The 12,097-nt window shown below is 65.6% G+C and carries 14 protein-coding genes and 1 tRNA gene; 11 read left to right on the top strand and 4 right to left on the bottom strand.

The window, feature by feature from the left end:
- Positions 1-147 precede the first annotated feature (147 nt).
- The 3 genes from GNX95_RS41980 to GNX95_RS41970 all read left to right on the top strand — a co-directional run bounded on the left by GNX95_RS41980 (position 148) and on the right by GNX95_RS41970 (position 1,704).
- Complete coding sequence (locus tag GNX95_RS41980; RefSeq protein ID WP_163513711.1) at positions 148-609, top strand: hypothetical protein; 462 nt, start codon at positions 148-150, stop codon at positions 607-609.
- Entirely contained in the window at positions 602-913 is a 312-nt protein-coding gene (locus GNX95_RS41975) for a hypothetical protein (RefSeq protein WP_222854332.1), read from the top strand. Before GNX95_RS41980 ends, GNX95_RS41975 begins: the two co-directional genes overlap by 8 nt.
- A gap of 86 nt (positions 914-999) precedes the next feature.
- Positions 1,000-1,704, top strand: coding sequence for a GntR family transcriptional regulator (locus GNX95_RS41970; protein ID WP_163513710.1), 705 nt, complete (start codon positions 1,000-1,002; stop codon positions 1,702-1,704).
- Positions 1,705-1,706: 2 nt separating this feature from the next.
- On the opposite strand, the gene GNX95_RS41965 is transcribed toward GNX95_RS41970, so the two are convergent.
- A complete protein-coding gene (locus GNX95_RS41965; RefSeq protein ID WP_163513709.1) occupies positions 1,707-2,894 on the bottom strand; it encodes a hypothetical protein in 1,188 nt (395 codons plus the stop codon).
- Positions 2,891-3,463, bottom strand: coding sequence for a hypothetical protein (locus GNX95_RS41960; RefSeq protein WP_163513708.1), 573 nt, complete (start codon positions 3,461-3,463; stop codon positions 2,891-2,893). Before GNX95_RS41960 ends, GNX95_RS41965 begins: the two co-directional genes overlap by 4 nt.
- A gap of 149 nt (positions 3,464-3,612) precedes the next feature.
- Between GNX95_RS41960 and GNX95_RS41955 the strand changes: the two genes are divergently transcribed.
- From GNX95_RS41955 to GNX95_RS41925, 7 genes are all read left to right on the top strand, one after another.
- Positions 3,613-4,071, top strand: coding sequence for a hypothetical protein (locus GNX95_RS41955; RefSeq protein ID WP_163513707.1), 459 nt, complete (start codon positions 3,613-3,615; stop codon positions 4,069-4,071).
- Complete coding sequence (locus GNX95_RS41950; protein WP_163513706.1) at positions 4,068-4,406, top strand: hypothetical protein; 339 nt, start codon at positions 4,068-4,070, stop codon at positions 4,404-4,406. Before GNX95_RS41955 ends, GNX95_RS41950 begins: the two co-directional genes overlap by 4 nt.
- Positions 4,403-4,705, top strand: coding sequence for a hypothetical protein (locus GNX95_RS41945; protein ID WP_163513705.1), 303 nt, complete (start codon positions 4,403-4,405; stop codon positions 4,703-4,705). Before GNX95_RS41950 ends, GNX95_RS41945 begins: the two co-directional genes overlap by 4 nt.
- 321 nt (positions 4,706-5,026) lie before the next feature.
- Complete coding sequence (locus GNX95_RS41940; protein ID WP_163513704.1) at positions 5,027-6,634, top strand: FtsK/SpoIIIE domain-containing protein; 1,608 nt, start codon at positions 5,027-5,029, stop codon at positions 6,632-6,634.
- A gap of 23 nt (positions 6,635-6,657) precedes the next feature.
- Entirely contained in the window at positions 6,658-8,325 is a 1,668-nt protein-coding gene (locus GNX95_RS41935) for a replication initiator (RefSeq protein WP_163513703.1), read from the top strand.
- Positions 8,322-8,525, top strand: a complete 204-nt coding sequence (locus GNX95_RS41930; protein ID WP_246281940.1) for a helix-turn-helix transcriptional regulator — start codon at positions 8,322-8,324, stop codon at positions 8,523-8,525. Before GNX95_RS41935 ends, GNX95_RS41930 begins: the two co-directional genes overlap by 4 nt.
- Positions 8,498-9,700, top strand: coding sequence for a tyrosine-type recombinase/integrase (locus tag GNX95_RS41925; protein ID WP_163513702.1), 1,203 nt, complete (start codon positions 8,498-8,500; stop codon positions 9,698-9,700). The genes GNX95_RS41930 and GNX95_RS41925 overlap by 28 nt, the downstream gene beginning before the upstream one ends.
- A gap of 65 nt (positions 9,701-9,765) precedes the next feature.
- Here GNX95_RS41925 and GNX95_RS41920 read toward each other — a convergent pair.
- Positions 9,766-9,841: transfer RNA gene (locus GNX95_RS41920), tRNA-Thr, on the bottom strand.
- Between the two features lie 59 nt (positions 9,842-9,900).
- On the opposite strand from GNX95_RS41920, the gene GNX95_RS41915 reads away from it, so the two are divergent.
- A complete protein-coding gene (locus GNX95_RS41915) occupies positions 9,901-11,580 on the top strand; it encodes a bifunctional 3'-5' exonuclease/DNA polymerase (protein ID WP_187369770.1) in 1,680 nt (559 codons plus the stop codon).
- Positions 11,581-11,584: 4 nt separating this feature from the next.
- Here the strand turns inward: GNX95_RS41915 and GNX95_RS41910 are convergent, their stop codons facing one another.
- Positions 11,585-12,079 carry a hypothetical protein gene (locus tag GNX95_RS41910; RefSeq protein WP_163513701.1) on the bottom strand — a complete coding sequence of 165 codons (495 nt, stop codon included), beginning with the start codon at positions 12,077-12,079 and terminating at the stop codon, positions 11,585-11,587.
- Between the last annotated feature and the right edge of the window lie 18 nt (positions 12,080-12,097).

Genomic DNA, 12,097 nt, shown 5'->3' with positions numbered 1-12,097 from the left:
TGTCTTTGACCTCGTCCGGCGGCCAGCCTGTTGTCATGGCCAAGTCAGCGGAAGATCGGGGCCGCTCGACGCAGGACCCTTGCCGGTCCTGTGAAGGGCGAGGCTGGTTGGTGGTGACAGCTCGGCGAGCGTGGGACGGCGCCGAGCGTGACCGGCGACTACGGCGACGTTCGTGTCTGGACTGCGGCGGGCACGGTGTCGTACGCGGTGTGCTCGTCGTCTGGGTTACTGAAGACCGGGCCGGGTAGCGCCTGGTCGCATCAAGCCGGCACTAGGGCAGGCGAGACGGGACCACTCCTTTGCTTCGTGGTCAGCAGTCCACTTGCCCTGGTGCCCTCCACGCTTTCGAGGGACCTTATCGATGAGATTGTTACTGGTGGCGGGATGAGCATGATTGGGCAAGTGCTGTCGCTGCGACGGCAGATAGTGCAGGCGAGGCTCGACGCCACTCAAACGCTGCATGTCGCTCGCACGCAAGGTGACCAGCGGAGAATCGCCCAATTCGCAGGCAAAGCGCTGGCCTACCAGACGATCATCGACATGATCGACATCGAGTTTGAGCTGGACGGCGAGGACGCAGATTCACGTGGTCGGCACAGCCGTGCCTGATCCCGTCTTACAGCTCCCTGCGGTCGACATCTCCGACCGGCCGCACGTGTTCGCACTCGTACGCAACAGCGACCCGTCGGGCATCTCCGGCATCGGAATCGTGGCCTGGGGTGTCATGTACAACGACAACAAGGCCGTACTGCGCTGGCGCGGCGCGACAACCGGCGTGCAACAGATCTGCGTTTTCGACTCGATCTATGACATCGAGACCATCCATGGCCACGGCGGTGGAACGCAGATCGTGTTCTTCCCCGAGGGCTACACAGATGCTGCGCGGTTTGCGCAAAATCCGATGTCAAGCTAACCTCTCGACAAGTCGAGTCGATGTCATGATACGGGCGGTGGGGCACAATGCCACTGGATGTGACGCCGCCTCGATACGTCGTCATCGTGAACACGCTGCAGGAACGTATCGAGGACGGCACGTACCCACCTGGGTCGATGCTGCCGAGCGAATCGCAGCTGGGCGACGAGTTCAAGGTCTCGCGCGTGACAGTCGTACGTGCACTATCGATCTTGTCGCAAGACGGCTGGATCGAGGCGCAGCACGGACGCGGCCGGATCGTACGTGGCAGGCCGCAGACGAAAGTCGAGTCCCTGCCCGGCTACATCACAGACTCCTTAGACGGCAACGAAACTGATGGCGTTGGCGCACCGCTGCGGGTTCTCGAAACCCGTCGAGTGCACTGCCCGCAACGGATTGCCTCGGCCCTACAGATTCCAGTCGGTACGCCGACCGTAGCCAGACGGCGGATATCCACGGTCGATGAGCTGGGGCCGGTCGAGCTGTCGACGCTCTACATCTCCGTCGAGCACGCGGCAGATACCGACTTGGAAGCGTCAGCACCCTTGACCTCGGGCATCCTCGACCATCTTCGCCAGCGTCGGGAAGTCGCTTTCGGCCACGCCACCGAAACCCTGTCCGCTCGTACGGCGGCCGCGGACGAGGCGCGCGCCCTGGACATCGAACGGCGCTCCCCCGTCCTTGTCGCACTGGTGGTCGCGTACGACCGATCAAACGCGCCGATTCTGGCGCTGGACACCGTGTACGTACCGACCCGCCATGTTCTCGAAACGGCTTATCTGCTGCCGTAGCGCTATCGGCGCGGTGGTCGCGGACCTCGGCCCGGCTGCGGTGCCGGCGTCGGGCTGCCGGACGGACGGCCCTGGCCTGGCTGTGGCCCCTGCTGTCTTCGCTGAGCGTTGGGAAACGGCTCCGGTTTCTGGTTCTGCTGCGCGCCCCATGGCTCTTGCCTGACGGTCTCGGCGGTACCTGGCTGGCCGGGCGGCGGCGGGGGCACTGGATGAGCCCGCGCGGCGGGGGCTGGCGGTTGGTTCGCCGGATCGCCTCGGCGACCGCGCCGTGCGCCTTCTCCGGCCTGTTGACGGCCAAGCGTGTCGAGGTTGTCGGCGTGGGCGTTGCTTACCTGCATCAGGCCGCCGAGTCCGACGTTGAAGTGGTTGAGCACGTCGGCATGCTGGTTGACCACACGGCCCTGGCCGTCCAACCGATCGTTGACATGGTTGAGACCGTTCGTCAGATCGTTCGTGACTGCTTGCGTGTCCGTGACTCGCGCGCTGGTCTCACTGACTTCTGCATCAACCCGGGCAACGTCGGCCTGAACATTGGCATCCGCGACCTGACGGGCCGCCTCCTCGCGCGTGACTCGATCATGCAATCGACGGATCTCGTCGTGTAGCGGCGCTGTCGCCTGCGCGATGGCCTGCTGGACTATCCCTTGAACCTCGGCCTTGGTGTAGACCTCATCCTTTCTCGGAGTCGATTCCGCGACTGTGGTAATCGCGTTTGATATCTCGTTCAGGTCGTCGGTGCGTTGACGGCCTTCGGCGTCGAGACGGGCCTCGATCTGCTCGTCTCGGACGGTCGACTCGTGCTCGACACGATCGATCTCGTTAAGTGGCTCAGCTTCCGGCCGCTGTCCGCGTTGACGTTGTTGCTGATACTTCTGCGATTTCTTCTGTGAGGCGCGCAGGTCGACTACAGCCTTGGCCAACAGCGCAAGGCCTGCGGCTCCCAATATTCCGCCCACGCTGGGACCGACTTTGTCAGCAAAGGCAGCGATTCCCGACGTGAGTAGCAGAGATGCGCTGCCGACTCCGGTGCCAATTATGGATAGCGACGTACTTAAAGCGGAACCCTTGAGAGATTCCTTCTGCTTGGCCGTGTAGTCCTTTTGAGCAGCAGGATCAGGGACACCCGTGCGAGTCAGCGCCTGGGAATAGCTACGCTTCCAGGCTTCGCTTCTGCCGCTCCGGAAACTCATGACGACTGGAGAAAGCCGCAGCGGTTGGCAACGATCGCGGGCAGCGCACGAGCGACGGACTCAACGACTTCCTCGGCTGGCGCGTTGATGTCGGTTGCGTACCGCGTGATGGTTGTCCAGAGTGATGAGTCATACATGCTCATGCACCAGATGGCATACACGTGAAGATTGACTTCGAGCAGCGCGTTCCCTTCACGAGCGATCTGGAACTTTCCACTTTCCTTTTCAACTTCTCCAAGGCCGTCAGCAAGAGGGTAGAGCTTGTGGTGTCGGAAAAATTCCTCCGGCGCGCTGACGTCGAAGTCCGCCAACAACCCATCTGCATAGAGAGCTTTGATGTGCTCATCCGGCGAAACTACTCCGAGCTTGCCCGTAACATCTGCAAGTCGTTGGCGCGTAAGCGTAAGAGCTGCCGCAGTCTCAGAGTCTGCGAATGCTGACCACCAGACCAACCATGCATCCTTGGGAAGAGTCGCTGACGCGTCGGGCAGCGTGACCTGGTGCTGCGCCTCTCCGTCGAGCCAGATAACCCCAGATTCGAAACCAAGCGGGACGACAACCGTTGACATGCGCGACAGCCTAGCAGTGACACGGAAACTCCGAAGAGTGATGATCAACTTCGAGTAGCTTCACCACTTGACGAGTCGAGTTGCCGACGTATGATCGACAACATGACGACACAAGTCGTCGTGCAGACGTACGAGACGCGGAGGATTGCATGCTTCAGAACAGGCACCGGTTCGCCGAGCAGCAGGCCCTGGTTTTCCCGCAGGGGCTCCTGCTTTGTGGCGACGTGGAGCCCGACACCGAGTACCAGTCGCGGGATGAGCGGGCGGCGGGTCGTCCGGTGCGTCAGCGGGTGGACGAGGTAACCGGCAAGCGGCAGTGGAAGGGGATCTTCATCGATCCCAGCGCCGGCAAGGCAAAGAACCACTCCATCGAGATCACGTTCCTCGGGGACGTTCAGCCGGTCCCGGCTGGCAATGGGGACAACGTGCTCGGCATGCGGCCGGTGGAGCTGGAGGGCTTGCAGGTCTCGCCTCGGCTGGTCGGGCAGGGCGAGTTCAAAGGCATCGGTTGGGCGTACTTCGCAACCGGCTTCAAACAGCCGGCGACGACCGGTACGGCCAAAGCGGCGGGCAAGGCGTCTGCGGAGACCGCTGGGGCACGGTCGTGACCGGAGTGGACGTTGTCAAGGTGGACCGGGGCGCACTCACGGCGGCCGTGGTCGCGTTGGTCGCCGGCACCCGGGATATGACGGTCGCCGGGGCACGGCTGGTCTATCGGCTGGACTCGACGGAGGACGACTCGCGTGAGGCGGCCTGCGCGCTCTTCGCGCGAAGCATGTACGAGGTTGCCAAAGCACTCTATCCGGAGACCTTCTTGACCGGCGACGGTGAGGCAAACACGTTCCGAGACGCGTTGCTGCATGCGGCGCTGCATCGAGGAAATGCGGTCTCTGATCGCTGCCCCAACTGCACGTGCCCGTCAACGGCGGCGGTGGCCTCATGAGCAACGGCCGCAAGAAAAACGAGGTTGACCGGACCGCTTTGGCGGCGGCTGTGGTCGAGATGGTGGCGTGTACGCGGGCTGTCGGCGATGCGTGGCGGGCGAACATGTCCAGCGATGCGCGCGGCCGGCTGCTGCACGATGCGGCGTACGTCGAGGCCAAGCAGGCGCATTCGTTGGCAGAGGTCCTTTTCCCTGGCCTGCGGGAGTACGAGACGAAAGCGGCGTTCCGTGCCGCGTTGCTGACTCGGGTCCGCGTACCGGTGCGGGATTCGCAACAGATCAATCACCAGCTCGGCTGATGGCTGGGTGCGCGAGGACGGGGCCGGTCTCGGTTTGGCGGCCTGGCCGGTCCCGGTCCTCGCACACGGTGCAACCACACAACGGGATCTCCCCACAGGGAGGGGAAAGCGAGTGTCTGGCATGGGTAAGCGTAAACGGGGCGGTCGCGGTATGCGCGCGGCGAGGTGCGGCCGATGCGGTGCGCTGACGACTGGTTTGGACAAAGGCGCGGCGTGCATGTCGTGCGACGACCAGCTGTCTTTCGGCGCGCTCGGTCGCAGCAAAGGAAAATTCGTCTCGGTCGGCTGGCCGGCGTCGAGCAACGACAGCGGTGGTCACGAATGATCGGGCCGCGCGGAGCGAAGCAAACGACCGGCTTGGTGGTCGTCTCCGAGGACGAGGTACGCGACAAGTGGGCCGTACCGTTGGCCATCCTGCGGGCTATTGGCCGGCTGCTGCGGTGGGTCGTGATGCATCCGATCGACGTGGCCGCGCTGGTCGGGCTGGGGTGGCTGTGGGTCCAGTACGGGTGGCCGGTCCCAGTGATCGCGGTCGGCGTCGTTGGCCTGGCGCTCACGGCTTGGGCTGTCTGGAAACCGGCGCTCTTTCATCGGTTCGCGCTGTGGCCGGCGGTCTCGCGGTTTCGGCACATGTGGAAGTACCAGATCCGGTGGCGGCCGGCGATGACGCTATGCAAGCTGGACGCGACGTACAACCATCGCCAGTACTTGCCGGCGTTGGTGTGGGTATCGGCGAATCGGTGGGTAGATCGGGTCACCGTTCGCATGTTGATGGGCCAGAAACCGGGCCACTACACATATCGCGCGGAAGAGTTGGCGCGCACGTTCGGTGTTCGTGAGTGCCGGATCTCCTCGGCCCCGCCGATCGCGCCGGACCGTACCGGCCGCCTCGCCTGGCTGCTGCGGCTGCTCGACCGGGTCCGCTACCGCGACCACCCCGACCGCGTTGTCTTGACGCTGATCAAGCGAGACCGGTTGGCGAAAACCGTTATGCCGCTGGCAATTCCACGTGTCCCGAACCTGCGGGCGCTGCCGGTCGCGATTCGTGAAGATGGTGCGCTCTACACGCTGCGGTTGGCCGGCTCGCATGTGTTGGTCGCCGGCGCCACCGGATCGGGCAAAGGCTCAGTGATCTGGTCGGTCATCCGGTCCTTGGCCGGTGCGGTGCACGATGGGTGGGTGCAGCTGTGGGTCATCGATCCCAAAGGCGGCATGGAACTGGCCTTCGGCCGGTCGCTGTTTCACCGGTTCTGCTACGGCGAGGACGACACGGCCGATCCTGACCGCAAGCGCTCCTATGAGATCGCCTACGCCGAGTTCTTGGAAGATCTCGTGGTCGAAATGCAAGGCAGGCAAGCGAAACTGCGTGGTGTTGCGCGGGATCACACGCCGAGCAAGGACAGCCCGGCCGTTGTGGTGATCATCGATGAGCTGGCGTCGCTGACCGCGTACGTCATCGACCGTGAGGCCAAGAAACGGATCGCTGCCGCGTTGGCATTGCTCGCTTCACAAGGTCGTGCGGTGGGGATCTACCTGTTGGCCGCGTTGCAGGACCCGCGTAAAGAGGTGCTGCCGTTCCGGGATCTGTTCCCGACCCGCATTGCGCTGCGGTTGGTCGAGGACGGCCAGGTCGACCTGGTGCTCGGCGACGGCGCACGGGATCGCGGCGCGTACGCCGACCTGATCGACTCCATCGGGCAGGAAGGCGTGGCGTACGTGGTGCTGGACGGGATGCCGGAACCGGCACGGATGCGGTTCGGGTGGGTCTCCGATGACGAGATTCACCGCGTCGCGGCCTGGTACGCACCTGGCCGGCACAACACGTTCGCGGAGTTGGCGGCGGTGGACGGCGACCAGGCGGCGCCTGGCGTGATCGACGGATCAACCGTCGAGTTTCCTCGGCCGGAGTTCGGGGACGCTGGCGAATGAGCGAGGACACGGGGATTCCCGCTATGACAACGAAGTCTGACCCTCATGATCGGAACCTGTCCCGGATCGAACGCGCGCGGATGCCGCTGGCCAAGGAAGTCCTGGAGTCGGTCGCGCTTCAGTTCGGTGTGTGCGTACGGCCGATGGCCATGCGCAGGATCGACACCACGACGGGAACGTCGGAAGTCATTCCGGTGCCGTGCGGTGCTCGGCTGGCCTCCAAATGTGAGCCGTGCGCCAAAAGAGCCAAGGCACTCCGGCTCGCGCAGTGCCGGGAAGGCTGGCATCTCAACGAAGAACCACCACTGGAGTCCGACGACCCGACCGAATTGCAGCAGCAGCTGGCGACGGCCCGTGCTGACGCGCAGAGCCACCGTGACGAGTTGGCAGGGCAGCTCGGGGACGATCACCCCGAGGTCGCGGAGCTGGATGTCCAGCTGGCCGAGGTCGACGAGCAACTGCGCGAGGCTGGCGTACGCGGCACCCTAACGGACAAGCCGGCTCGGCGTAGCCGCTCGACCAAGCGTCGCCAGGATGCCGCCGAGCTTCCCCGGCTGCCCGTCGACAAACGCACGGTCGGCAAGACGTACACGGCGCCGGATGGCACGGTCTGGCGGCCGTCGATGTTCATCACGCTGACTTGCGACTCGTACGGCCGGGTGGGGCCGGATGGCGCCCCGGTGGACCCGTCCAGCTACGACTACCGGCGGGCCGCGCGCGATGCCATCCATTTCCCGAAGTTGGTTGATCGGTTCTGGCAGAACCTTCGCCGCGCGGTTGGCTGGGACGTGCAGTACTTCGCGTCCCTGGAGCCGCAACGGCGGTTGGCGCCGCACCTGCACGCGGCCATTCGCGGGACCATTCCGCGGACTGCCATCAAGCAAGTGGCGGCGGCGACGTACCACCAGGTGTGGTGGCCGGCGTGCGACGAACCCGTTTACCTGCCGGGAAACTTGCCCGTCTGGGATGACCAGCTGGCCGCGTACGTCGACCCCGACAACGGCGACCAGCTCACTACCTGGGATCAGGCGCTCGATGACATCGGCGAGGATGACGAGCCGGCGCACGTCGTACGGTTCGGCGCGCAGGTCGACGCCAAAGGAGTCGAGGCCGGCACCGAACGGGCCAATCTCCTCATCGGCTACCTGGGCAAGTACCTAACAAAGCAGCTGGACGAGTGCCACGAAGCGACCACTGATCGGCAGAAGGCGCACCTTGACCGGTACGCGGATGCGCTCCGCTTCGAGCCGTGCTCGCCAACCTGCGCTAACTGGCTTATGTACGGCGTACAACCGAAAAACAGCCGTCCCGGGCTGACTCCCGGACACTGCAAGGGCCGTGCCCACAAGAGAGCCACGCTCGGGTTCGGCGGCCGACGCGTACTGCTGTCGCGCAAGTGGTCCGGCAAGACACTGACCGACACCCGCAACGACCGGCGCCGCTGGGTCCTCGGCATGATCCAGAAACTCCAGCAACACAACGGCGACCAGGCGGCCGTCGAGGTTTCGGCAATCGACAGTTCAGACCGGTACGCCTGGGAACGACTGTCCACATCGGACACAGACGCCATCGGCCGGCGACAGCTGCTCATGCACGCCATCGCCGACCGACAACGCTGGCGACGCGAGCTCGACCAGGCGCAAGCGCTCGCAGCTGGACAACTTTCGGCAGACGGGGAGGTGGCAGCGTGAACGTCCCGGAGCAGCGGCGCCGGATCGGCCGTACCTGGACCATCCAAGACTTGGCGGACTTCCTTCAGGTGCCGGTCAAGACGCTCTATCAGTGGCGCGTCAATGGGTACGGTCCGTACGGCCGAAAGGTCGGCAGGCACGTCCGCTACGACGAGGCAGAAGTCTTGCGCTGGTGGGACGAACAGAAGCAGAGCGCGTAATCATGGGCCGGCCGCCGCTCCCCATCGGCACGTGGGGTGAGATCAACGTTTCGCAGACGCCCAACGGAAAATGGCGCGCATGCGCGTACTACCGCGACTACGACGGCAAGACACGACAGGTGGAGCGGCACGGCAAGACCAAAACGGCCGCGAAAGATCGGCTGAGGGAAGCACTTCGCGACCGTGCACGGCGCGCTGGTCATGGCGAGATTTCGGCAGACACGCGCGTGTCAGATCTCGGCGAGCGTTGGTTGCAGCTGGTTGCACGCCATGTCGCCGATGGCCGCAAGGCACCATCCACATTGGACAAATACCAGTACCACTACGACCAGTCGGTCAAGCCAGCTCTCGGCAATCTCAAGATCCGCGAGTGCAGCACCGGCCGAGTGGACGGGCTCGTACAGGATGTGGCGGACAATCGCGGCAAAGGCGCGGCCAAGCTCGTACGCAGCGTCGTCAGCGGCATGTTCAGCCTGGCCGCACGTCTCGACGCCGTCGACTACAACCCGACTCGTGATGTCGAGCCCGTGATCAGTACGCCAAAGAAGGCACGTGCCTTGCAACTTGGCGAAATTCGTAGACTTCGCAAGCGAATCACAGCCGACCAACGCGCCGTTGATCGTGATCTACCGGACTTTATCGACTTCCTGCTTGGTACCGGGATGCGGCTCGGCGAGGCATGCGCGGTCATGTGGGATGGGTTGGACCTGGAAGCGGGACAGGTCGAGATTCGCGGCACCGTCGTACGTCTCAAAGGCAGGGGCCTCGTTCTCCAGCTGCGTCCGAAGTCTGAGGCGGGTTACCGAACGTTGAAGCTGCCGGCATGGGTCGTCACAGTTCTGAAGGACCGCAAGAAAGACGCGGTGCCCAACGAATGGGACGTCGTGTTCACGTCTCCAACCGGTCTTCTCCGCGACCCGTCGAACACGCAGGCTGATATCCGGGATGCCGTCGAGGGCTCAGAGTTCGAGGGCTGGCTAACTGCGCGTACGTTCCGCAAGACGGCGGCGACGGTGATGGATGATGCCGGCATCAGCGCGCGACTGATCGCAGACCAGCTCGGCCACGCGAAACCGAGCATGACGCAGGATGTCTACATGGCTCGCGGACGAGTCGCCGAGCGCGGCGCCGAGATCTTCGAAGCGTTCTACGAGTCGGACGAATCCCCTGGGTAAACCCTGGCTGGTCGCCAATCCCCGATCGGCCCGGCCAGATGATCATGGCCTTGACCTGGGGTTTGTGGAGCCGACACCCGGACTCGAACCGGGAACCGCTCGATTACAAGTCGAGTGCGCTACCAATTGCGCCATGCCGGCAGGTACCTCCATGGTAGGCCAACGCCGGATCGTCGTACCCACGAGGCACACTCAGCGGTGTGCGAGTCGTGTTGACCACCGAGCGGCGTCCGGCGTTGTTGCCGGTCGACGAGGCGGGCGCGCCGGCGGGGCCGGCGAGTTGGCCGGCCAGCCTGGCGCGCGCGGTGGCGACGAGCGACCCGGCGACGCGGTGGGTGTGGCCGGACGCGGTGGCGACCTACCGGCCGCTGCTGGAGGCGGGCGTACGCGTCGGCCGGTGTCACGATCTGGCGCTGACCGAGGCGCTGCTGCTCGGGTACGACGGCCGGTGGGGACAGCCGCGGTCGATGGCAGCGGCGTGGGCCAGGCTGACCGGCAATCCGGTGCCGGCCGATCCGGAGCCGGCGCCACGGGACGCACCGCCGTCGCTGTTCGAGCCCGACCGCAGCGGGTTGCCGGCCGAGGTGGATCCGCTGGAGGCGACCCGGCTGGTGTTCGCCGACCAACAAAGACGCATCGCGGCCACGGACGATCCCGGGAAGTTCCGGTTGCTGGTGGCCGCCGACTCGGCCGGCGCGTTGGTGGCCGAGGAGATGAACGTGTGCGGCCTGCCGTGGCGGGTCGACATCCACGACCGGATCCTGGCCGAGCTGCTCGGCCACCGCGTGCCGCCCGGCGTACGACCGGCGAAGCTCGCCGAGCTCGCCAACCGCGTCGGCGAGGCGTTCGGCAACCGGTCGCTCAATCCCGACTCGCCGGCCGAGCTGTTACGCGCGTTCAGCCGTGCCGGCCACTCGCTGGAGTCGACGCGGTCCGCGGTGGTGAAGCAGGTCCATCATCCGGCGGTCGCGCCTTTGTTGGAATACAAGGAACTCGCGCGCATCCACACCGCCAACGGCTGGGCCTGGCAGGCCGAGTGGGTGCGCGGCGGACGGTTTCGGCCGGAGTACGTGCCGGCCGCGGTCGTGTCGGGTCGGTGGGCCACTCGCGGTGGCGGCGGCCTGCAGATCCCGCGGCGGCTGCGGCGGGCGGTGGTCGCCGATCCGGGCTGGGTGCTGATCGTCGCCGACGCGGCGCAGGTCGACCCGCGGATCCTGGCGGCAATGTCCGGCGACACCGGCATGCTGCGCGCTGCGCGCGACGCCGACATCTACGCGGCGCTGGCGGCCGAGGCGTTCGACGGCGATCGCGCCAAGGCCAAGCTCGGCTTGCTCGGCGCGATGTACGGACAGACCGGCGGCGCGGCGGCGGCACCGCTGGCCGCGTTGCGACAACGCTATCCGCAGGCTCTGGAGCTGCTGGAGCAGGCCGCGCAGGCCGGCGAGACCGGCGGCCTGGTCCGCTCGTTTCTGGGGCGTACGTGCCCGCCCGGCAACACCATGTTCGACGACGGCATCGCGGCCGACGGTGGCGTCGAGGAGCCGCCGAGTCGTACGTCCGGCGCAGCGGCTCGCGCCCGGGGGCGGTTCACCCGCAACTTCGTCGTGCAGGCCACCACCTCGGAGTGGGCCGGTGCGCTGATCGCCGACCTGCGGACCCGGCTGGCCGCGATCTCCGGTGCGGAGCTGGTTTTCTACCAACACGACGAGGTCATCGCGCACGCGCCGAAAGAGGTCGCCGAGCAGGTGGTGGCCGCGATGGGTGAGGCGGCGGCGACCGCGACGCGGCTGCTGTTCGGCGCCACTCCCGTACGCTTCCCCATCGCCGTCGACGTCGTCGAGTGCTATGCCGACGCCGCACACGGCACCCTGCTCGGCTGACGACTCAGCGCACTTCCCAGCGCTTCACAGTGCTCAGATTGAGCTGCTTACCGGCGCTGTCGGCGAACAGGTCGACCTGGCCGGTCTTGCCGTTGTAGATGGTCGACGAGGTGGCACCGGTGAACTCGCCGACCTGATTGTCGTTGCCGTCGTACGCGGTGAGCGTGACGAATCCACCGTCTTTCCAGTCGCTTCCGGTGTTGTTGCGAATGACCGCGTGCAGCATCAGTCCGCCGCTTGTCTTGTAAGGCTTGCCAACGACTTCCCAGTCCGATCGCGCCGGCGAGGACGGAACGACGCTCGCCTGTGGCTGTGCCGGGGAGCCGGCCGCCGGTTGACGCGGCCCGGCCGGACTGGCGCCGTTGCTGATCGCGGCGAAGATCAGCCCACCGCCGCAGCACAGCACCAACGCCCCGGCGACCGACAGAATGACGATCAATGCCACCGGCCGGCGGCGAGGCGGTGGTGCGGCTGGCGGCGTACCCCACTGATTGGCCATCTGGCACCCCTTGGATCG

The organism is Fodinicola acaciae (genome assembly GCF_010993745.1).
Lineage (GTDB): Bacteria > Actinomycetota > Actinomycetes > Mycobacteriales > HKI-0501 > Fodinicola > Fodinicola acaciae.
The sequence above is the reverse complement of the archived record's forward strand: the minus strand, read 5'-3'. Positions and strand labels throughout refer to the sequence as shown.